This window comes from Gelidibacter sp., from assembly GCF_053579655.1.
Window position 1 is genome coordinate 81,957 of record NZ_JBMDWE010000001.1, and the last position, 23,146, is coordinate 105,102.

At 35.0% G+C, this 23,146-nt stretch carries 20 protein-coding genes, 1 tRNA gene and 1 riboswitch; of the genes, 13 read left to right on the forward strand and 8 right to left on the reverse strand.

Annotated elements, in window-relative coordinates; all coding sequences use genetic code 11:
* Positions 1–189: 189 nt before the first annotated feature.
* Entirely contained in the window at positions 190–690 is a 501-nt protein-coding gene (locus tag ACOH2D_RS00350; RefSeq protein WP_348038506.1) for a pyridoxamine 5'-phosphate oxidase family protein, read from the reverse strand.
* A gap of 194 nt (positions 691–884) precedes the next feature.
* Between ACOH2D_RS00350 and ACOH2D_RS00355 the strand changes: the two genes are divergently transcribed.
* From ACOH2D_RS00355 to ACOH2D_RS00365, 3 genes are all read left to right on the forward strand, one after another.
* Positions 885–1,439, forward strand: coding sequence for a ferritin (locus tag ACOH2D_RS00355; protein ID WP_449534055.1), 555 nt, complete (start codon positions 885–887; stop codon positions 1,437–1,439).
* 420 nt (positions 1,440–1,859) lie between these two features.
* Positions 1,860–2,099, forward strand: a complete 240-nt coding sequence (locus tag ACOH2D_RS00360) for a T9SS type B sorting domain-containing protein (RefSeq protein WP_449534147.1) — start codon at positions 1,860–1,862, stop codon at positions 2,097–2,099.
* 443 nt (positions 2,100–2,542) lie between these two features.
* The gene (locus tag ACOH2D_RS00365; RefSeq protein ID WP_449534056.1) at positions 2,543–3,697 is read left to right on the forward strand and encodes a hypothetical protein; all 1,155 of its coding nucleotides are present in this window, start codon (positions 2,543–2,545) and stop codon (positions 3,695–3,697) included.
* Positions 3,698–3,886: 189 nt separating this feature from the next.
* On the opposite strand, the gene ACOH2D_RS00370 is transcribed toward ACOH2D_RS00365, so the two are convergent.
* Positions 3,887–4,327 (reverse strand): DsrE family protein, encoded by a 441-nt coding sequence (locus tag ACOH2D_RS00370; RefSeq protein ID WP_449534057.1) that lies wholly within the window; start codon positions 4,325–4,327, stop codon positions 3,887–3,889.
* A 648-nt stretch (positions 4,328–4,975) separates the two neighbouring features.
* Between ACOH2D_RS00370 and ACOH2D_RS00375 the strand changes: the two genes are divergently transcribed.
* Together ACOH2D_RS00375 and ACOH2D_RS00380 are read left to right on the forward strand one after the other, a co-directional pair.
* Positions 4,976–5,049 (forward strand) — tRNA-Arg (locus ACOH2D_RS00375).
* 97 nt (positions 5,050–5,146) lie between these two features.
* Positions 5,147–6,334, forward strand: coding sequence for a tyrosine-type recombinase/integrase (locus ACOH2D_RS00380; RefSeq protein ID WP_348035094.1), 1,188 nt, complete (start codon positions 5,147–5,149; stop codon positions 6,332–6,334).
* Between the two features lie 191 nt (positions 6,335–6,525).
* Here ACOH2D_RS00380 and ACOH2D_RS00385 read toward each other — a convergent pair.
* Positions 6,526–7,688 (reverse strand): IS3 family transposase gene (locus tag ACOH2D_RS00385; RefSeq protein WP_449534058.1). Its coding sequence is split into 2 segments (ribosomal slippage): positions 6,526–7,451 and positions 7,451–7,688, totalling 1,164 coding nucleotides; the frame shifts between segments, so codons are not numbered across the junction.
* Positions 7,689–8,020: 332 nt separating this feature from the next.
* Between ACOH2D_RS00385 and ACOH2D_RS00390 the strand changes: the two genes are divergently transcribed.
* Entirely contained in the window at positions 8,021–8,608 is a 588-nt protein-coding gene (locus tag ACOH2D_RS00390) for a recombinase family protein (RefSeq protein ID WP_348035092.1), read from the forward strand.
* Positions 8,609–8,745: 137 nt separating this feature from the next.
* On the opposite strand, the gene ACOH2D_RS00395 is transcribed toward ACOH2D_RS00390, so the two are convergent.
* From ACOH2D_RS00395 to ACOH2D_RS00405, 3 genes are all read right to left on the reverse strand, one after another.
* Positions 8,746–9,285, reverse strand: a complete 540-nt coding sequence (locus tag ACOH2D_RS00395; protein WP_348035091.1) for a hypothetical protein — start codon at positions 9,283–9,285, stop codon at positions 8,746–8,748.
* A gap of 239 nt (positions 9,286–9,524) precedes the next feature.
* A complete protein-coding gene (locus ACOH2D_RS00400) occupies positions 9,525–10,040 on the reverse strand; it encodes a DUF6557 family protein (RefSeq protein ID WP_348035090.1) in 516 nt (171 codons plus the stop codon).
* Between the two features lie 12 nt (positions 10,041–10,052).
* Complete coding sequence (locus ACOH2D_RS00405) at positions 10,053–10,337, reverse strand: hypothetical protein (RefSeq protein ID WP_348035089.1); 285 nt, start codon at positions 10,335–10,337, stop codon at positions 10,053–10,055.
* A gap of 164 nt (positions 10,338–10,501) precedes the next feature.
* Positions 10,502–10,598: riboswitch (SAM-I-IV-variant riboswitch) on the reverse strand.
* 303 nt (positions 10,599–10,901) lie between these two features.
* On the opposite strand from ACOH2D_RS00405, the gene ACOH2D_RS00410 reads away from it, so the two are divergent.
* Complete coding sequence (locus ACOH2D_RS00410; RefSeq protein WP_449534059.1) at positions 10,902–11,804, forward strand: metallophosphoesterase; 903 nt, start codon at positions 10,902–10,904, stop codon at positions 11,802–11,804.
* 144 nt (positions 11,805–11,948) lie between these two features.
* Here the strand turns inward: ACOH2D_RS00410 and ACOH2D_RS00415 are convergent, their stop codons facing one another.
* Positions 11,949–12,386, reverse strand: coding sequence for a 6-fold beta flower protein (locus ACOH2D_RS00415; RefSeq protein WP_449534060.1), 438 nt, complete (start codon positions 12,384–12,386; stop codon positions 11,949–11,951).
* Between the two features lie 93 nt (positions 12,387–12,479).
* Entirely contained in the window at positions 12,480–12,842 is a 363-nt protein-coding gene (locus ACOH2D_RS00420; protein ID WP_449534061.1) for a hypothetical protein, read from the reverse strand.
* A gap of 371 nt (positions 12,843–13,213) precedes the next feature.
* On the opposite strand from ACOH2D_RS00420, the gene ACOH2D_RS00425 reads away from it, so the two are divergent.
* The 6 genes from ACOH2D_RS00425 (at position 13,214) to ACOH2D_RS00450 (ending at position 23,013) form a co-directional block, all read left to right on the forward strand.
* A complete protein-coding gene (locus ACOH2D_RS00425; RefSeq protein ID WP_449534062.1) occupies positions 13,214–14,962 on the forward strand; it encodes a type I restriction-modification system subunit M in 1,749 nt (582 codons plus the stop codon).
* Positions 14,962–16,152, forward strand: coding sequence for a PD-(D/E)XK nuclease family protein (locus tag ACOH2D_RS00430; RefSeq protein WP_449534063.1), 1,191 nt, complete (start codon positions 14,962–14,964; stop codon positions 16,150–16,152). The genes ACOH2D_RS00425 and ACOH2D_RS00430 overlap by 1 nt, the downstream gene beginning before the upstream one ends.
* Positions 16,152–17,354: a restriction endonuclease subunit S gene (locus ACOH2D_RS00435; protein WP_449534064.1), complete on the forward strand. Its 1,203-nt coding sequence runs from the start codon at positions 16,152–16,154 to the stop codon at positions 17,352–17,354. The genes ACOH2D_RS00430 and ACOH2D_RS00435 overlap by 1 nt, the downstream gene beginning before the upstream one ends.
* Before the next feature lie 131 nt (positions 17,355–17,485).
* Positions 17,486–19,054 carry an RNA/DNA-binding domain-containing protein gene (locus ACOH2D_RS00440; protein WP_449534065.1) on the forward strand — a complete coding sequence of 523 codons (1,569 nt, stop codon included), beginning with the start codon at positions 17,486–17,488 and terminating at the stop codon, positions 19,052–19,054.
* A 79-nt stretch (positions 19,055–19,133) separates the two neighbouring features.
* Positions 19,134–22,142, forward strand: a complete 3,009-nt coding sequence (locus tag ACOH2D_RS00445; RefSeq protein ID WP_449534066.1) for a type I restriction endonuclease subunit R — start codon at positions 19,134–19,136, stop codon at positions 22,140–22,142.
* Positions 22,143–22,230: 88 nt separating this feature from the next.
* Positions 22,231–23,013, forward strand: coding sequence for an N-formylglutamate amidohydrolase (locus ACOH2D_RS00450; protein ID WP_449534067.1), 783 nt, complete (start codon positions 22,231–22,233; stop codon positions 23,011–23,013).
* The last annotated feature ends 133 nt before the right edge of the window (positions 23,014–23,146 follow it).

Here is a 23,146-nt window from a genome sequence, read left to right on the forward strand (position 1 = left end):
TGTCTTATAAAGTTAATTAATAAGGTTTGTTAAGAATCAAGATACTTCGACAAGCTCAGCAAACGCCGCTTACTCCGACCATGCTCAGCACAAGTTGCTTTTAGAATCAAGCATTAAGACATCTGATGTAGGGTTCAAATACATCAAGAGATAAAAAACTCGAACTGAAGTTCGAGTTATAATAGGGCATTATGGTTTTAACTTTCCTATGTCCATGGTATCCGGTTGGTTTCCAGTAACCGCACCAACGCCCATTTTTACCAAAGTAATCAGCTTGTTGTTTTTCGGATCCCAATAAAATGCTTCGGTTGGTTTTACCGAAATCGCCGTAATATTTGGGTCATCTTTACCGTCAAACCAAGCATCGTCTGTTTTACCGTACAATTCGTCAATGATTTTTCGGTCCGTAGTAATGGCTGCCGTACCATAAACATTCAAAAATTGCATGCTGCTTTTATCCGCATAAATAAGATGCAAATGGTTGTCCGTGGTAATATTTTGATTGTGCGTGCTGTTCTTATTGCTCAAAAACCAAATATGTCCTTGATCGTCCACTTTTTTGGTACTCATCGGCACCATATGTAAGGGTGTTTCTTTAAGATTGGTCGCCATCATAGTGAAGTCGATATCTTCCGCCATGTCTTTAATTTTCTTTTTAGCGTCGTCGTTGTATAAATTTTCTCTACCCATAATTTTTTAATTTATCTATAAAATTACTAAACAGGTGATTTAACCACTGCTTCAATCCAAGAAAATTATAACTCATAAACCAAAATGCGAGCGCTGCTTTGAAACCCTTTTTTTACAAAACCCAATTGTTGCAAATGAGCTCATCCCTATTTTGAAAATTCCGTTATTTTATCCTTCATTAAAATTTACAATGGATGGACACCAATAGATTATCAAAAAAAATAGAAGACATTTTAAACCTCCAAGTGACCAAAGAAGCTGAAGCGGCACAGATTTTCCTCAGCTATGGCTGTTGGGCCGATGCTCAAGGTTATGGCGGGATCGCCAATTTCCTATTCCGACATTCTGGCGAAGAGCGCAATCATATGATGAAAGTCATGCAATATATCATGCAGCGAGGTGGCACGATTAAAATAACGGCCATAAAAGCGCCACCTGCAGATCCTACCAATTTGCAGGACTGTTTTGAAAAGACTTTCAAGCATGAAGTCGATAATACCACGGCCATTTACGAAATCGTGAACTTGGCGCATAAAGAGGGAGATTGGGCTACTTTTAATTTTGCGCAATGGTTCGTGAAAGAACAAATTGAAGAAGAGAAAATGGTCATGGAATTATTGGATAAACTTAAAATTACGGGCGGACCACAAGCAACGGACGAGTCGTTATTTAATTTGGATAAGTTTTTGGAGAATGCTCCAGACGAAGTGCCTTTCGCGCGGGATGCTTCGGTGGATAAGCCGGGATAACGGATTCTCTTTACTTAAAAACAAAAAAAGACCTTCCGCTTGAGGGTCTTTTTTGTAGTTATTACTATGAGATATCAAACTTAACTGAAGAATTATTATCGCTTGTTATAAAAAACTAAAGCGTAAAGAATTAAAAGGATCGTTCGCAAAGAGTTCAACCGACATCAAATATAAATTAATTATTATTTTCTAATTTGAATGGGAACTCTCAATTTTTGATCAGCCCATCTTTAATATAAAAATTCGTTTTTCATGTTTCTTTAGGCTGGCATTTTACGGAACATTAAACCTGAACCTCATCCCTAAGCGAAAACCGATACAGTTTTTAAAAATCTAAAAGGTGAGCGATATTTAGTTCATGGAAAAGAAATTTATAGCTGTGGCTTTTTCCAAGAAGAAGTTTTTATTTTAGATTATCCCATATTCACTCCCAATAATGATACGTGGAATGATGTTTGGGGAATAAATAGCATCTCAAATGAAAATTTTAAAGTATTTATTTTTGATCGCTACGGAAAACTCTTAAAAGTATTTGAAACAATTAATGATAAATGGGATGGCACTTACCATGGTATGCCTATGCCAGCAACCGGTTATTGGTTCAAAATAGTTTTAGATGATCGCATTGTGAAAACGGGACATTTAGCTTTAAAAAGATAATCTTTACTTCTTTATAACGCAGTCTCAGAATTCCAATATTAGGCAGCATTACACTAGTTTTTTAAAAACAACACAAGTTTATAATTGATAAATTTTTTGGATCACTGCCACATGCATTCCGTAATAAAGAAGGTGGGAGGAATTTGAGTTTTGGAAACAATAGTGCTAACACTCCATTTCATTTGATCACTTAATCAAAAACACTCTGAGAAATCTATTTCTAATTTAGTTTTGAATGGTTTGTTGGACTAGCATTTAAAAAATGAAGATTAGATTGCCCTGGCTATGTTTTTCTTATAAATCTATTGCTGTTTACCTCTAAAACACACATTCACAAGCTGTTCAAAGGTTGAAATTTGATTTAAAGAATTAATTGATCGTCTTTTTTAACATAAAATTCCTTAAATTCATGATAGGAATTTATTAACGAAAAACCATTAATTATGAAAACAACAAAGAAAAAAGTATTAGTTGCCGTAGCTTTCGGTTTAATACTAGCGTCCTGTAGTACCGATGAGCTAAAAAAACCATCAGAACATTCTTTAGAGCTTGATAAGAGACAAGTTCAAGGTCGTTCATCAACGCTTGAAAATACTATATCTGACGGTATTGTAGGAAATTTGAATTGGACCATCTCCGGAAAAAAAGTCCACGATTTCTCGCACGATCTAAACAAGGCAGTTATACCTAGTGAGTGCGATAATACGCCATTTAGAGCTGTTACCTCCTATTATAATAATGCGCTCATCAATGGGTTTATCTCCAATTGGGACGGCAATCCAGACGCTATCAGTGTTATTTTAGACGACTATTTCGTAATTAATCAAATTGCTGCGTTGGATGATTATAAAAATGCTGATACTTTTGGAGCAAATGGTGAGTACACAAACTACGTCAAAAATAACGTCAGAAGTTTAGAAAAATTCTGGAATATGCCCAATTTAATAACGGTTAGAGGCCAGCACACTTCTTCTTTACAAGATTTGGATTTTATTCGTTTCATTTATGAGAATTATTCCAATGCATCACCCGCCGATGTCGATTATTTTTTGAGTTTTGCGGAACACTTTAATACTGCAAGTGATCAAATACCAGAAAACCCATTTTATGCTTCAGATGGTTTTGCAACTTTCGACGGATTTATTGTTATAGGTGACGGGATTGTATCTATGTTATCAGAAACTGGCTTAGACCCTAAAGTAATTTGGTCCAGTATTCTTGCCCACGAATGGGGTCACCAAATACAATTTAAGAATTATAACATTTGGAATTATCCAGTCCCGGCATTTAATGGCACTCCAGAGTCGACCCGAATGACAGAACTAGAAGCAGACTTTCTTACCGGTTATTATTTAACTCATAAGCTTGGTGGTACCTATAACTGGAAAAGAGTTGAAGATGTACTTTCGGCTTTTTACAATATTGGCGATTGTGGCTTCACTAGCCCAGGACACCACGGAACTCCAAATCAGCGCATCGAAGCAGCCAGACAAGGTTATTTATATGCAGCCAATCAACAAAAAAAGGGACATATTTCTGCCCCGCAAGTAGTACATGACGCTTTTATATCCAGATTGCCTGCCATTGTTGGATTATAATATTTATTTGATTTAGGACATAAAGTTTGCAATGATAAAAGAATTCTAAAGCACCATAACTTTAGTCTTTACATAGAGTATAGTGCTTTAAAAAATCAGATAATTTGATGTATTCTAAAATAAGAATGAAAAGACCCTCGATTGAGGGTTTTTTCTTTTATCATAGTAGAGTAATGCAACTAATTTCAATTATAATGAAATTGTTTTGTAACCATTTTCCTGCAAACCGAACATATAAGCAAAACCGTCAGGTGTTGTTTTAATTGAAGGATGATAGTCTGATTTTTTCACGCCAAAGTGATTCATCGCCGACTCACAAACCACAATGCGTACGCCTATTTTTTCACTGATTTCAATAAAGGATTTCAGACTTTCATCCGTAGCCAAATCTTTAGCGACGGCACTGATGAGTACAATCTCAAAATCCATTTTCGGATTGTTGGTTTTAAGTTCCTTACCCGTCATCACGGCGGCTTGAAAATAGCGTGCATTCGGAACGAGGATCGCATACTTACCGTCGTTTTTGACGGAATTCTCAATGTCTGAAACACTTAGTGATTGAGCGGATACTGCTGTGTAAAATACAGAGCCTACAAGAATAAAAGCGATCATTAAAAATTGATTTTTCATACTACTTTTTTAAAAAATTGGGGATTATTTATTATAAAGAGATGCTTGTACACCTCATGGGCAAAGATAGTCGGTTAAGATGGCAATGAGTGTAACCTATGTTACTGTATGGACTATGGCAAAGGGAAGCGACCTAATAAGTAGGATGTTATTTAATTTAGAATTAATTGTTTTCGGTTTAATTCTAATACAGAAATTTAGATTTATTATCAAATTACACGTAGAATAAAAAAACCTCAGATTAAATTAATCTGAGGTTCTAAACATTTAAATAGTTGATGAAATTCTATTTTTTTATTTATTCTGATTCGATGTTAACATTAATCCACTAACTCAAATCGCATCCAGACGGAGGAAGTAAGCGACGCGGTCACGGCTTCTGTTGAAAAAATTTTGAGTGCGTGGCGTAATGTTGATAGTGGAAAGGATTAATATGAAATAATGTAATAATTTCTAAGGAATACCATAATACATTTAAATGTCAAGAAACTGGTTATTAGAGAGTTTCAAAAAAGACGATATTTATTATGAATCTTTAAGTGTTTTTTTTACGATTTAGTTATGTTCTTTTAATAGAAATTGTATATTTGCCGACCGTAAGACAAATGAAAATTTGTTTTTACCATTTCAGAACGTCAGTTCTTGAATGGGCTCGTAGCTCAGTTGGATAGAGCACCTCCCTTCTAAGGAGGCGGTCACAGGTTCGAATCCTGTCGGGCTCACAAAGCCGAAACCCTTACTAACAGTAGGTTTCGGCTTTTTTTATGCGACATTATTACCTCTGCTAAAATGCTAACCGTAGCAATACCCGTAGCAATTATGTCGAATAAAATTTTATTACCAAATGGCAACAAAATGAGTGTGCCGTCAGTCAATCCGAAAAACTGGAAAACAGGGATTTCGTCCCTTATGAAAAAAGATTGGTATATCCAATACTACTTTTATGAGCCTGATATCAAGAAGGGAAAGTTCGTTCTCGTTAGGGGGATGAACTCTGAAAAGGAGCTGATAGGTCGGCAAGCGTTGACCCAAGTTATCATTGATGAACAGATCGATCTTCTCAAAATGGGATATAACCCAATACTGAAAAAAATAATAAAAGAGGTCGTTAATAACACAACTCTAACCCCATACCTATTTTTTATAGATGCGTTCAGAAACGTAATGACCAAAATTCAGTGTACAGAAAAACATCGGAAAGAAGTTGGTTGGTGCATAGATCGTCTTGAGAAACATGCAGTCAAGGTGGGATTACAGAATGTCGTCATTGAACAACTCAAAAGGCGACAACTTAAACAGTTGTTGGATGCCTGTAATTTACCGAGTAGTTACTACAATAAATACATAGCATTCTTATCGAGCATTTTCAGGGAGCTTGTCGAGTATGAGTGTTGCTCACATAATATTGTGCGCGACATTCGCAAACGAAAAATTGTCCAAACTCAGAGAGAGGTCATGTCCACGACAGAACTAGATGCAGTAATGTCGCATTTGAAATCGAATCACTACGAATTTTGGAGGTATGCGCAAATATTCCTTTACTCGGGTGCAAGAACTACCGAACTATTCCGTATCCAAGCCAAAGATGTGAATATCGATATGCAGGAGTACAACACCATCATAATGAAAGGTTCCAATCCTCATGAAACCACTAAGGTTATTTTAAAAGAGGTCTTACCACTTTGGAAAGAAATGGTTCACAAGGCAAAGCCTGATCATTATATATTCGCTCGAGGCCTTATTGCAGGTGAAGAGCCGATCAAGCCATACCAAATAACTTTAAGATGGCTCAGGTTAGTCAAGAATTCAGAAGATATTAAGGATGAAAATGGTGAGGTTTTAAAAATTACTGCGGACTTCTATTCGCTTAAACATACTTTCTTGGATTCACTGCCACGGGAAATGGCAATGTTGATGGCTTCGCATACCAATTCAACGACGACGGCAATTTATCGCGTTAACGAAGAAAAAAGAACCCGCGAAATTTTGAAGAATATGAAGTTGTGAAATTGTAATTATTAGCACTATTAAAAAGAAAATCCCGAAACTATTTTCGGGATTTCTTATGGATGACTATTATTTACGTCACAGTAACTAAATTTCGTTGGCTAACCTTTATCGTATTTAAATATTTCAAGATTTAATTTCATCTATTCTGTGGAAATACTGGACTACCTAATAAAAATGGGACTAATTTTTTAGGCCGCATTGTTGATAATTCTTTTTAGTTTTATTTCCATTTCTAGTGGTGTTAAATAATCCAAGCTTGAATGAATTCTTTTTGTATTATACCATGTAATGTACTGGCTTATTTTGTCAAATAATTGCAAGTATGAAGTGAACTTAAAACGATATAACCATTCGTATTTAATAGTCTTAAAAAAGCTTTCCGCTACTGCATTATCCCAACAGTTCCCTTTTCTACTCATGGATTGTCTTATGTTGCTATTGAAAGAAAAAATATTAGTCATTGTATTGGCTGCATACTGAACGCCTCTGTCGGAATGAAATATGAAATTATTTGAAATAGCTCGATTTCTTCTAGCATGAATCCAAGCTTTTAACACCGTGTTTTGCACAGTCATATCTTCGCTTAACGCCCATCCTACAACCTTTCTGTCTGCTAAATCTATAATAGTTGTTAGGTAATTCCAGTTATCATTTACTCTAATGTAAGTGATGTCAGACACCCATTTCTCTCCTATTGTTGAACTTGAAAATTCTCTATCTAGTTCATTTTTAGCCAATGGAAAGTTATGCCTGGAATCGGTTGTGTTTACAAACTTTCTTTTTAAAACACTTTTCAACTCCATTTCTTTCATCAATATTGCGATATATGAACGGCAATAATTTAGATTTTCGCGTTCTAACATTTTCTGTATTCTACAGCTTCCATAAATCTCTTTACTATCTTCAAAAATAGCTCTAATCCGTTCTTTTAATAATATTACAGAGTTTTTAGTTCTTACTGAATTCTTATTCTTACGCCAATTGTAATATGCATTTTTACTGACTTGCATACATTTACACATCTTCTCAACCACAAAATCTGATTCATTTGATAAAATGAATTGATATTTTAATGATCGCTCTTGGAAAAGATGGTTACTGCCTTTTTTAAGATATCACGCTCCATTTTCACATCGCGTAATTCTTTACGTAACGCTTTAAGTTCTTGCTCTTCCACTGTAAGTTCTCTTTTCTTGGAAAAATCTCCAGATTTAGCCTCGTATTCCTTTTTCCAGCGACTTATAAGGCTGGGAGCAACACCATAATCCTCACTTATTTGTTTTGCCTTCATTCCGGATTGCAATAGTTCTACTATTGTAACCTTTAATTCATTGTTGTATCTTTTTGCCATAATTCAAATATATAATTTATGACCGTAAAAATTCGTCCCAGCTAAACTAGACAATCCATGCTCTCAGTATTCATATAATATTCTTGACTAGTTAAAAATCAGGAAAAAATTAAATTGAAATAATATTTGATCAATTTTTAGAAACCCAAATCATGACATTTTTATCAATTAAAATCAACATATTATTTTTAGAGTAAGGTATATTCGTGTATCAATTATTTCATTTTATGAAACCCATTCATTGAGGTTTTGCTGTGTCAATTATATCCATCCTAAATTAGGCACAATAAAATGGTTTTTGTATCTTAGTGATAAGTCAAAAGCTAATAGTTATGAAAGCACGTTATGTCCGAATCAGTACAGCCAATCAAAACCACGAAAGGCAATTAATAAACAATCACCCGAACGAAAAACTATACATCGATGTTTGCAGTGGATCGATACCATTCAGTAAACGGGAACAGGGTAAAGAACTTTTTTATTCTGTTGCACTCGGTGAGATTAATTATATAAGTGTCCATGCGGTGGATCGGTTAGGTAGAAATTTATTGGACATCCTGACGACATTACAAATACTTGATAAAGCTGGTGTCACCGTCAAGATAGATTCTTTGGGGCTGGAAAGTAGGATTGGAGATAAATCAAATCCCGCTTTTAAACTAATAACTACTGTTATGGGTCAGATTGGTGAAATGGAAAGGGAAACCATGCTCGAAAGACAAAGGGAAGGTATTGCAATAGCAAAAGCCAAAGGAACGTATAAAGGTCGTGTTAGAGGTTCAACTCAAACCAAGAAAGAATTCCTTAGTCAGTACACCAACGTCATAAAAGAACTTAATGCGGGGATGTCTTTACGCAAAACGGCAAAACTATGTGATGTTAGCTTAGGTACTGTGCAGAAAGTTAAGAAGCTTATATGACAGAAAAAAGGGATACAGTTTTTGAGAAACTTCCCCTTTTGATTTTGATTCTTTATATTAAAAATTTATAAGCTCATTTCATTACTTGAACATGATTATGCTTTTGGTGTAAAATCAGTTATGTTGCTTGGAGTATCTTACTTAATAGAAGTCGATTGGTGTCCCGAATTCTTAATTAGGATTTCACTATCATCTTCAATATACCAAATATCACCATCAAAATTTTTTTCTAAACTCAATTTCCCCTCGATGATATCATTACACAATTTATCAATCATGTAATATGACGACTTAATTACGGCGTCCGACATGCCTTTATCTTCACTAATAGGTTTTTGCTCCATTGCGACCTGAACATCTTCAATCTTCCAGACCAAATGAATGTCTATAACATCGTATCCCATTTTATAAGTAAGTACAAATGTACAGTTTATGAAATCGCTGACATCCTCGACCCAATCAGTGATAACAATGTTTGGTTTCTTTTCAGGATCGGCTTTTCTAATTTCTTCCCGAATGGTTTTTTCGGTTTCATCATTTAGTATAGCCCATTCTCCCGACAATTTATCTATAACCGATTGTTTGTCCGTGCCGACCCCGCCGACCACAATTATTGCGGTGTTGTATTTTGGATATTGTACGTCACTAAAGGTAATTTGTTTGTCTTTGTTTTTCATTTTGGTTATTAGTTAGTTAGTTTTATAAATGTGTATTACTATAATCAAACTCAATATAAGTCGTTTGTAGATAGCTTGATCAAATTACCAAGTCCATACCCGCAATTTAAAGATTCATATCCTAGTTTAACTAAGAATAGTTTTTTATTGTTTATTGTATATTTTTATTAATTCCATTCATTTTTATAATTTTCCAGAAAATTATAATTCGTGATGGAGATCGCTAATGATAATACCAGCTAATCGTTGTTTTCATCAAGCCATTCTTTGAAGAGCTCTTCTGCTGAAATCGCGGTGGCATCTCTCTCTGCTTTAGTCATTGATTCACGTTCCTTTCTACTCTTTTCGATTCTATTGATTTTTTCTTGAATGACTTCTTCGGTAAAGCCTACAAAGGTCATTTCGTAAAGACAATGGACAATGATTTCCAATCCAGAAAAATCGTTTGAAGTTTCTTTATTGATATCCATACCCAGCCATTCTCGCCACGGCGTAAACTCTATGGCTTGTGAATAAGTTCCCTCCTCGTTTTTCGGATTCTTATGTACCCCTGAAACGTCAATATACTCGTCCTCGCCATCTTTTTCTTTGGTTATGACAATCGACATATCGTTTTCTTCGGGGGACATTATTACCAATTTTTCAAATACAGTTTGGTATCCCTTAATGTTTTCTTCTGCCTCAGGATAGGTTTTCAAAAACACAGGTAAAATAGTAGACCACGTATTGGTTTGTAAGATCTGTTTTAAGGTCATGAGTAAACATTTTTAGCTATAAACAAAATTGAAATTCACGAAGGTATATTTATCTCCTTTATTAAAAGTCATTTGAGAATTTTCCTTAACCATATCCGTACAAAGCGCAACTTCCTTTTTAATTTGTTCTTCAGTTAACCCTGCGACGTCATCATTGAAGAAGATAACGCTTTCTGCATAAATGCCATCCCAATGCCATTTTTGATAAACCACATCGTATTCGGCGATGTTAGCCTTAACACTTGCGATAATTTGAGTGTCTTCCTCTACAGGGATGTCTTTAAATTTTTCTGTCATAATTACTGTCTTTATGTTAATTTATAATTTAGTTTAATTAGTTTTCAAGCGCCATAGCAGTTCCGCTCAGCTTCCTGCGCAGAGTTTCTTTTGAAAACCTTTGAACTTTAATCACGTTGTTTTTGTGTTATAAGAACACAGTAATCGGTAAATACTATAAAAGGAATAAATCATATTTTTCCTAGAAATAGGCTCATTGTTTTAGCACCTTCGCCTGTTTGAGCAGGTTGCTATCACTTCACGTGATTCGTAATGATATCTCAAATATAGTAAGAATTTTCAACTAATACCTCACGATTATGCATGAGTTTTAGTCTCTGTTTGCAATTTCAAAATTTGGACATGCTTACTCTGTTGTTCGAATTGATAAAAATTTTAACAGTAGGTTTATCGCTACAAGATTGGTGCATAGACTTGTATTAAATGATTTTATATGAAATCAACTTATCGTTTGTTGTAGCCATTGAATTCGATGAAATTTTAAAATCATAATTTATAATGATAACACTTAGCGATATGGTTATATTACTCGATTGTATAACTAATAATACCTAACAAAAAACAATGATTGACTTAATTGGAGACGTACACGGGTACGCTGATGAACTTGAAGAATTACTTACCAAATTGGGATATTCAAAAAAGGACAACTATTATTCACACCCTGAAAGAAAAGCTTTATTTGTGGGCGACTATATTGATAGAGGTCCAAAAATTAGAGAGACTTTAGAGATCGTAAAACAAATGTCTGACAATGGTAGTGCCATTGCGTTATTGGGTAATCACGAATATAATGCTCTTACTTTTCATTTTAAAGATCCTAAAGGAGGACACTTACGAGAGCATTCAATTAAGAATATCCTTCAACACTACGAGACATTAGAACAATTTAAAAACAAACAGGAAGAGTACGAAGAATATTTAGAATGGTTTAAAACATTACCACTATTCTACGAAACAGAAACGTTTAGAGCTGTGCACGCTTGTTGGGATTATAAAAGTATTGACTACCTAAAAAAACATTTAAGCAACAACCGACTAACAGATGATTTAATATTTCAATCTGTAAAGGAAGAAACAGAATTGTATGACGCGATTGAGAATACCTTGAAAGGTAAGGAAATTAGCATACCCAATGACAGGCGATTGCCAGATAAAGACGGTCACCTACGAAATGAAATGAGAATAAAATGGTGGGTAGAACCATCGGGAATGACTTACAAAACCATTAGTATGCCTACAAATGATAAACTTCCAGAAGAAGTAGTCAATTTGAAAGAAATAGATTTTTATAAAAAAGATGACAAAATTGTTTTCTTCGGGCATTATTGGTTAGAAGGAAAACCTTCGCTATACCAAGATAATATTTGTTGTCTGGATTATAGCGTAGCAAAAGGAGGTATATTGGCAGCCTATAGCTACGATGGTGAACTTATATTAGATGAAAAGAAATTTACATCTGTCTAAAAAATTACTATTCAAAAATTTAGTAAAGAGCTCCGTTCTTTGATACGGACGGAGCTTATATTTTACATCATTTTTTCAGAAGTCGTAAATTTTTACGAGTTTTTCTAAATTCACACGCACAAAACTCTCGTCTCAAATTCTGAGTTAATTGACAATAAAAGTTAAAACTTCAATCGGAATTTCGCCCGTAATCGTGTATAAAACGGTGTTGTAACTGCCTTTTCCTTGACGCAGATATTTACCATCAAAAGTGTATAAAACCGTGTTATAATCGCCTTTGCCTTGTCGAATGAATTCACCGTCCCATGTACAAAGCACATCGTTATAATCTCCTTTTCCTAATCTTAAATATTTACCGTCCCAAGTTGATAAAACTGTGTTGTAATCACCTTTGCCTTGACGAAAATATTTACCGTCATAAGTGGCCAAAACCGTATTATACACACCTTTCCCCTGCCTTAAATATTTTCCGTCCCACGTATACAACACCTCATTATAATCGCCTTTCCCCTGTCTAATATAGGTTTGAGCATCGACTATAAACGATGAGAGCAATAATGTAATTGTGAGTAGAAGTTTCATGTTTGGTTTAATTGTCATATTTCAATAATAAGTCTCCAACTAATTCAACACAATTGGAAACCTGTTTTTGGAAGAGCATTAAATTTAGGTTGTTTAAATTATTGAAATCAAAGCGTAAAGTTGGTCGCGAGTTAACGCTCCGTCTATAAAGTATTTTACATTTCCATGCCTTTTGTCTTTAATTTCAGAACCATCAATATAATAACGCAATGAACCATGTTTTGATTTATCCTTTACCTCAGCGCTGTCAACATAATACCTGACAGTTCCATGTCTGCTTTTTTCCCTAATTTCGTCTCCATTGATAAAAAATCTCACAGTACCATGTCTAGATTTTTCTCTGACTTCTGAACCGTTAATATAGAATAGCGTTGTTCCATGTTTTTTATCTTTAATATCATTTCCATCAATATAGAATAATGTTTTTCCGTGCTTTTTGTCTTTGATGTCTGGCATAATACAATGGTTTTTAAATAGGCTTACTCTAAATCGGTTTTCAGCTTTCCCGTAAACATAAAAATAAAAGCCTCCATTCACACAGTGTGATGCGATTAGAAACTTTTTATTGAATTACACCGAATATACTCAATAAACCCAATTAAAGAAATATAATCGCTCGTGCTCAACATTACGGAACTTTTATTCGAAACATATCATTTCTTTCATGTCTTGGATTTACAGCGACTAAATTCAAAACATACCAACGTCAAGTTGTTTAAAATTTAGCTATTATTTAAAGATTGTGAAAACAACAAACTTCGATCAAGGTTGGTATTTCAAACGATTTAAGTATCTTCCATTTTTTTAAAATACACCTCATACCAACTATGACAAATATTAAAGAGTCCGCTAACTTTATATGGTCTATTGCCGACCTACTACGTGGTGATTACAAACAAAGTGACTATGGTAAAGTAATATTGCCACTTACAGTTTTAAGACGATTAGATTGCGTGTTAGCATCAACCAAAGCAGATGTTCTCAAAAAGTTCGAGCAAGTGAAAAGCATGAACATCCAGAATCTAGATCCTATTTTAAATAAAGAAGCTGGATACAATTTTCATAATGCGAGCTTGTTCGATTTTGATAAGCTTATTGCCGATCCAAATAATATTGCTTCCAATTTGCGCAACTATATCAACGGGTTTTCGGAAGAAGCACGGGAAATAATCGAGCAGTTTGAATTCGATAACCAAATTACAAAACTCGAAGAATCCAACTTACTGTTTTTAGTGCTGAAACGCTTCCAAGAAATAGACTTACATCCAGAGCACGTCTCAAGTATGGAAATGGGTTATATGTTTGAGGAATTGATTCGGAAGTTTGCTGAGATTTCCAACGAAACCGCAGGGGAACACTTTACCCCTCGTGAAGTGATTCGTCTTATGGTCAATCTATTGTTTATGAATGATAGAGAGGTGCTGACGCAGAAAGGCATCGTGAAGACCATTTTTGATTGTTGTGCGGGCACAGGCGGGATGTTATCCGTAGCCGAGGAATACCTGAACGAGCTAAACCCAGATGCCAGATTAGAAGTGTTTGGACAAGAGCTCAATCCTGAATCCTATGCCATCTGTAAAGCGGATATGTTGATTAAAGGGCAAAAACCTGATAATATTGCCCGAGGCAACAGTTTGGTTAATAAAGACGGATTAAAATTAAAGGGCGACCAATTTACCAATCATAAATTCGATTATCTCATTACCAATCCACCGTTTGGTGTGAAGTGGGGAAAGGTTGGTAAGGAAGTCAACGAAGAACATGAAACGTTAGGTCATGGCGGTCGTTATGGCGCTGGTTTACCTTCCATAAGTGATGGGTCGTTTTTATTCTTGATGAATCTCATGTCAAAAATGAAACCTAAAAGCGAAGGAGGCTCACGTTTAGCTATTGTGTTTAATGGTTCGCCGTTGTTTTCGGGCTCGCCAAGTAGCAAAAAGAACGAAAGCAGTATTCGCCAATGGATCATAGAAAACGACCTGTTAGAAGCCGTTATAGCCTTGCCAAACCAATTGTTTTACAATACAGGTATTAGTACTTACATATGGATGATAAGCAACCACAAAGCTCCAGAACGTAAAGGAAAGGTTCAGCTGATTAATGCCGTTGACTTCTTTAAAAAGATGAGTAAGTCCTTAGGCGATAAACGCAATGAGCTTTCTGATCAGCACATTGAAGAGATTACGAAATTATATGGCGATTTTCAAGAAAGCGCACATTGTAAAATTTTCGATAATATCGATTTCGGCTATTCTAAAGTAACCGTTGAACGTCCAGAAATTAAAAAAGGAAAAATAGTCACCGACAGCAAAGGCAACCCTAAACCTGATTCTAAATTACGGGATACCGAAAACATTCCACTAAAAGAAGATATACAACAGTATATGAAACGTGAAGTATTACCTCATGTGCCAGACGCTTGGATAGATGAAAAGAAAACTAATGTGGGTTACGAGATTAACTTTACGAAGTACTTCTATGAATATAAACCTTTAAGGTCGTTAGCGGATATTAAGGCTGATATTATGGCTATGGAAGAGGAAACTGATGGACTGTTAAAAAGCGTGATTAAATAATGCAGGAATTTGAAAGGCTTTTAGAAGATATAGGTTCGACTTTACCAGATTTACCTCCACTGACACCTAAAAATTTATTTGATATTTTGGGCGTTCGTAATCAGGAGAATGTCAATTCGAAAATCCTAGCTTATTTTTTAGATGTTAATGAAACTCACGGATTACAAACTTTATTCTTTGATAGCCTAAAAACAATTCTAGAAAATAAATTATATGCCGATATTGAATTTCTTGATGTTTTCAACGGTGATTTTAATGTGCTTACCGAAGACACAACAGCTTTCGCTGAAAACGAAGCAAAAAAGCGAATAGATATTTCTATTTTGGGCGATGATAAATGGGGAATAATTATTGAGAACAAACTCTACCACATCCTTGTAAATCCATTAAAAGCATATTGGGAACATACTCAGAAAACGTGCGGAGATAATATAATTGGAGTTCTTTTGACACTCAATAATCTTGGTTTAAAAGATGACAAAAAGGAAATTACTATAAAAGGCAAACAAGTAGTTTATCTCAATATTACTCATCAAGAATGGATAACTGAAGTGCAAAGTCAGCTTAACGTCGGAGACATTCAAAACCTAGAAGGACTTTTATACCTTAAAGAGTATATTAAAACTATTCAATCTCATTATACCTCAAAAATGGACGAATCAACATATAATGCAATTGCATATTCTATAATAAAGCATCAAGAAGAAGTACAAGCTATCCAACTAAAAATCTCTCAAACGGAAAAGTTTATTGATCAGCAAATAAGAGATGTTTTTGCAAGCTATGGCTATGAAAAAAGAGGAAGTTATTTTACAAATATTGAAGCAACATTTCTTGTATATTTTTATGTCCCAACAGCTACAAGAATTTTAAAAGAAAACAAACTGTGGTTTACTTTAGAGTTAAGAAATGAAATCAATAAAACTATAAGGGAGACATTGAAGGAAGATTCAATTCAATCTTATTTTAAACCTCTACTAACAAAACATGAAAAAATTCGCATAGGAAAACCAAGTAACAAGAGCTATACTCATATTGCTATTGCTAGTATTAAGAACGTGATTGATGAACATAATAACATTAAATCGGTTTTAACAAAAATATTAGAGGACAGCTTTATGGGAGAAAACGGATTGGTGAAAGAAACTGAAAAGTTTCTAGAAGCTTCAATTATTTCATCTAAGAATTAATGAAACGATATAACAAATACAAAGATTCTGGTGTAGAGTGGATTGGCAAAATTCCAGAGCATTGGAACATAAGTAGAATTAATTTTTTATCATCAAAAGTAGGTGATGGTCTACATGGAACACCTAGTTATGTTGATGAATCGCCTTTCGCATTTATAAATGGCAATAATATTGGAGAAGGAACAATCATTTTAACGGACAAAACCAAATTTGTTAGCGAACATGATTATCTTAAAAATAGAAAAGAACTTACGGACAACACAATATTGATGTCCATTAATGGAACTATTGGCAACCTTGCATACTATAATGGGGAAACAGTTATGTTAGGCAAAAGTGCTGCATATATAAATCTCTTGCCAAATATTAATAAGGAATATATTTATTTTTACTTAAAATCAAAATCAGCTTTAGATTACATTTTTAGAGAATTATCTGGTTCAACAATTAATAACCTTTCTCTTTATTCAACTAATAAAACACCAATACCGTTTCCATCTACCCAAGAACAAACCCAAATCGCCAATTACCTCAACCACAAAACAGCCCAATTAGATACTTTAATTGCCAAAAAAGAGCAGTTAATAAGCTTGTTACAAGAAGAGCGCACTGCCATGATTAATCAAGCCGTAACCAAAGGTCTTGATCCAAATGTTGCGATGAAAGATTCTGGTATTGAATGGCTGGGGGATATTCCTGAGCATTGGAATGTTGTTAAGGTTAAGCACTTTACAGAAAAAATAGGAAGTGGTGTTACTCCTAGAGGGGGCGCCGAAGTATATCAAGAAACAGGAGTTCCTTTATTAAGAAGTCAGAACATTTATTTTGATAGATTTAAAATTGACAATGTTGCATTCATATCAGAAGAGATTCATAACTCAATGAATAATAGTAAAGTATTCAAAGGCGACGTATTGTTAAACATAACTGGAGGTTCAATTGGGAGATGTTTTTATCTTACTGATGAATTTAAAGAAGCTAATGTTAATCAGCATGTTTGCATTGTTAGACCAAATGAAAATATAGTTACCGAGTATTTGCATTTACTTTTGAGTTCTGATGGAGGTCAAATTCAAATAAGTTTATGTCAACAAGGTGGTAACAGAGAAGCATTAAATTTTGAACAGTTAAAGAACTTTCCATTTGCATTACCAAACATTGAAAGAGCAATTAAGAATCATAGATGGAGTCCACGAAAGTAATAAGCGAATGAGTAGTATTATAGAGAAATCTCAACAAGAAATCGACCTTCTAAAAGAATACAAAACCGCATTAATAAGTGAGGTAGTCACAGGAAAGGTAGATGTTAGAGAAGCAATCTTAAATTAACAGGATGAGCATATTAGTTGGTATAGAAAAATTGTTGTCTGGAAACGTTGTGGAAGGCACACGCATGGAATTTAAAAAAGGCTGGAATCCTACGCCTATAATGCGTTCTGTTTGTGCGTTTGCTAACGATTTTGAAAATGAAGGGAGTGGCTATGTTATTATTGGCGTAGAAGACCTTAATGGTAAAGCCATAAGACCTGTTTTCGGGTTTAATCCTAATGATTTAGAAACCATTGAAAAGGAATTGGTAGGCTATTGTAACCTTATTAAACCTGCCTATATGCCTCGATTGTCTTTAGAACCTATTGATGGAAAACACGTGTTGGTTGTTTGGGTTCCAGCAGGAAGCAACAGACCTTACAAAGTGCCTGATGATGTATGCGCAAAACATAAAACCTATAGTTATCGCATTCGGTTTCGCTCCAATAGTATCGTTCCAAACCCCGAGCAAGAAGCTGAACTCATACAATTGACAGCAAAAGTGCCTTTTGATGATCGAGTGAATACCCTTGCCCATGTCAACGATATCAGTTTTTCATTAATGCGAGAGCATCTTGAAAAGACAAAGAGTAGGCTTTATGAAGAAAGTAACACGATGTCGGTGGAAGAACTTGCTGAAAAAATGAACTTAACTCAAGGCGCAAAAGAACACTTGTTTCCTAAAAACGTGGGCTTACTCATGTTTTCAGAGAATCCAGAAAAGTTTTACAAAGGTGCTCAAATAGATGTTGTTGAGTTTCCAGAAGGAGTTTCGGCGAAAAAGTTTAATGAGAAAATATTTCATGGCGCGATTCAAAAGCAATTAGTAGATGTGCTTTCTTATATAAAAACGAATGTTATCAAAGAGAAAGTGATTAAATATGCCCATAAAGAAGCTTCTGACCGAGTTTTTAATTATCCATTTAATGCCATTGAAGAAGCACTTTCTAATGCCGTATATCATAGGAATTATGAATTGCAAGACCCTATTGAAGTTCGGATTCTTCCAAATGCCATTGAAATTATAAGTTTTAATGGCGCTGATCCTTCATTAAAACAGGATGATTTTGACAAAGGAATTGTGAGAGCAAGACGTTATAGAAACAGACGTATTGGAGAATTTTTAAAGGAATTAAGACTTACTGAAGGCAGAGGAACAGGTATTCCTACGATAGTAAAAGCACTTAAAGATAATGGTTCAGATAGCCCGATATTTGATACTAACGAACCACATAGAACTCATTTTTTAATTGAGATTCCTATTCATCCTGAATTTAACGACCAAGTTGATGACCAAGTTGATGACCAAGTCGATGACCAAGTTGATGACCAAGTTAAAGCATTAACAAAACAGCAAATAAAAGTTTTGGAGTTTGCTTTAATTCCAAAAAGAAAAAAAGAGATTTTAGTAGATTGTTTAGGTTTATCAAATCAAACAAAGAATTTTGTTACTCATGTTGAACCTTTGTTAGATTCGAAGTTTTTAGAGATGACTCTTTCTGATAAACCAAGAAGTAAGAAGCAAAAATATTTCACTACTGACAATGGAAAGAACATTATTTCTATTTTAAAAAATATAGACTCTGATGACTAAATTTCTAAATTGGTAACTATGACGGTAACTATGATGGTAACTATGATGGTAACTATGAAGTAACTAAGATAAAACAAATATGGCAAAAGGCATACATACAGAATTAACGTTTGAAACCGCAATCGAATTATCCCTATTGGAGGATGGTGGCTATGTAAAAGGTCATTCTAAAGATTTTGATGCGCAGTTAGGTATCTTCCCTAAATACGTTATTGAATTTCTTAAAAACTCCCAACCACAACAATGGGAAAAACTCTCTAACATCCATAACGAAGCCGTTGAAACTAAAGTGATTCAACGCTTACTTAAAGAACTCGATCTAAAAGGCACATTGGATGTTTTGCGCCACGGTTTTACGGATTATGGGGTAAAGTTTAACATGGCTTATTTTCGTCCAGAAAGTTCTTTAAACCCCGACTCTGAAAGATTATATTCTAAAAACCATTTATCGGTTACTAGGCAATTATACTATGAGCGAAAGGGCAAGAACTCCTTAGATATCGTATTAAGTTTAAATGGCTTGCCTATTTCGACTGTGGAATTGAAAAATCAGTTTTCTGGTCAAAATGTTACCAATGCCCAAAAGCAATATGTGTATGATAGAGAACCGAGCGAACCTATATTTCAATTCAAAAAACGGACGTTAGTTCATTTTGCTGTAGATGCTGATGAATGTTTTATGACTACCAAGTTAGCGGGTAAAGAGACGCGGTATTTACCATTCAACCTTGGTTATAATAACGGTGCTGGAAATCCTGTCAACAAGAAAGGTTACCGTACCGATTACTTATGGAAAAATGTTTGGGCAAAAGATAGTTTTATGGATATTATTGGTAAGTTTCTGCATTTGAATGTTGAGACTTACGAATTTGATGGTGTAAGCAGAAGAAAGGAAACCATGATATTCCCGAGGTTTCATCAAATGGATGTGGTGCGTAAACTAACCAAACATGCCAAAGCAAAGGGCGCGGGACATAATTACCTAATTCAACATTCTGCGGGTTCAGGAAAGTCAAATTCTATTGCGTGGTTATGTTACCGATTATCAAGTTTACACAATGCCCAAAACGAACGTATTTTCGATTCGGTGATCGTGATTACAGACCGTAAAGTTTTGGATAATCAGTTGCAAAACACCATTTATCAGTTTGAGCATAAACAAGGCGTCGTCCAAAAAATAGATAAAAACTCACAACAGTTAGCCGATGCTATTACTGCGGGTTCAAACATTATCATAACCACCTTACAGAAATTTCCATTCATTTTAGAAAAGGTTGGCGAATTGAAAGCCAAAAAATATGCGGTGGTTATTGATGAAGCGCATTCGAGCCAAGGTGGCGAAGCTACCAAAAAGATGAAGGAGGTGCTCTCTGCTAAAACCTTGGAAGAAGCGATGATTGAGGAGGCCTATTCTGGATTGGATGAGGATGCCGAAGATCAGATTAGAAAATCGATGGAAGCCAGAGGAAAACAGGATAATTTGAGCTTTTTCGCATTTACCGCCACACCAAAACCAAAAACGATTGAGGTGTTTGGTACACCAGATGCGCACGGTATTCCAAAACCTTTTGATGTATATAGCATGAAACAAGCTATTGAAGAAGGTTTTATTCTGGATGTATTGAAAAACTATACCACTTATAAAACTTACTTTAAATTATCCAAAGAGATTGAGGAGGATCCAACGGTTAATAAAAAGCAAGCTTCAAGAGCCATCGGACGTTTCATGTCTTTACATCCACATAATTTGGCACAAAAAACCGAAGTGATCATCGAGCATTTCAGACAGGTAGTTTCCAAAAAGATTGGAGGCAAAGCCAAAGCTATGCTCGTCACGGGTTCACGTTTACATGCAGTGCGCTACAAAGAAGAATTTGATAAGTACATAAAGGATAAAGGCTACACAGACATTAAAACGATAGTCGCTTTTTCTGGAAAAGTAATTTATGACACTTATCCCGAAGGCGTAACCGAAATGCAACTCAACGGATTTAAGGAGAATGAAGTTCCAAAAAAGTTTGCCTCAGCCGAATACCAATTATTGTTGGTAGCCGACAAATACCAAACAGGGTTTGACCAACCTTTACTGCATACCATGTACGTCGATAAAAAATTGTCGGGCGTAAAATGTGTGCAAACCTTATCACGGTTAAACCGAATGCATGCGGGAAAGGATGATACGTTCATTCTTGATTTTGTGAACGACACCGAGGATATATTGAATTCGTTTCAGCCCTACGAGCTGACAACCGTTGAAAGCACAACGGATGCTAATCAATTACACGATTTACAATATGAAATTGAAAAAGCACAAGTGATTTGGGAGTCGGAGGTTAATAATTTTTGTAACGTGTTTTTTAAATCGACCAAAGCCCTATCAGTAAAAGAACAAGGCAAACTCAATGCATTTATAGATCCTGCCGTAGAACGCTTTAAACAACTGCCAGCAGAGAACTCGAAGGATGACGTTATCGGTACGGAAATTACACAGGATAATTTTAAACACGCTTTACAAACCTTTACGAGATTGTATTCGTTTTTGACCCAAATCATGCCATTTACTAATATGGAGTTGGAAAAGTTATTTACTTATTCGCGTTTCCTACTAAAGAAGTTGCCACGCACCAACCAAGGCGACCGTTTTCAACTTGGTGATGAGGTGTCCCTCGAATACTATCGTCTTCAAAAAATAGCCGAACAGGACATTGCGTTAGAAAGCAAAGGCGAGTATGGATTAGAAACTATGGACGGTGCTGGAATACGCATGAACAAGGAAGAAAAGGAGGCTCTATCGGAAATTATAGATGTATTGAATAATCGATTTGGTACAGAATTTAATGAAGCGGACAAATTGTTTTTCGATCAGATAGAAGCCGAATTGGTTGCAGACAATAGATTGTCAGAACAAGCCAGAAACAATACCATGTCCAATTTTAAATTCGGTTTTGAGGATGCGTTCATGGATAAGCTTATCGGCAGAATGGAACAGAATCAGGATATCTTTACCAAAATGATGGATGATAAGGATTTTGGGATGCTGGTAAAGGATTATATGTTGAAAAAAGTCTATGGACGTTTGAATAAATAATAGAAACGATCGGATTTTATGGAAGTTTTATTGTAGAATAAAATACTATAAAAACGATGTGACATTTAAAAAATATCAAAATTGTAATATGATTGGATATAATACGCTTTTAGGATTAGATTTATTTAGTGATGAGATTGAAGATTCTTATATTTTTCATATTCCACATTCAAAGACTGAAATACCCGACCAATTCAAATCCGATTTTGTGAGTACTGAAATAATGGAGCATGAAATTAACTTGCTTACTGATTTCGCCACTGATGAAATCTTCACTATTGGTAGTTTGTCCAAAGTGGTATTCCCATATAGTAGGATTTTCTGTGATGTAGAACGCCTTGAGGATGAAAACGAGGTGATGTTTGAGTACGGACGTGGTTTTTACTACACAAAAACAGATCGTGGTGAATTGCTTCGGGAAAACGCAAACGGAAACAAAGAGGTAATCTATCATGATTATTATCTCAAACATCACGAGAAACTAACTAATCTTGTAGACCAAAAACTTAAAGATGGTAGATCTCCAGTGATTGTTGACTGTCATTCCTTCGCAGACACTCCATTTACTTCTGATATTGAGCAAGGCACTGACAGACCTGATTTTTGTATCGGTACAGATGATTATCACTCCCCAAAATGGTTAGTTGACATGGCGGTTGCGTTTCTGACCAATCAGGGGTATTCAGTGAAAATAAATTACCCGTATGTCGGCACCATCGTTCCTATGAAACATTATCAAAAAAATGAAAATGTGCATAGCATAATGATAGAGATCAATAGAAAATTATATATGGACGGCGGTGTTGTTGACGACAATAAAGTCAAAGAATTGAATCAATTGATGTCAAGTCTCTTTTTGGTGAATAATTAATCAAATTCAGTAATGCGAGATAATTACCTGGTGTTATCGATCAAATTATTTTATATTTGTCCATAAGTGAATTCAAAGTTGAAAACCTAAATGATTAAAAACACTGCAATCCCTTTAACAGCAAGGGATGCGA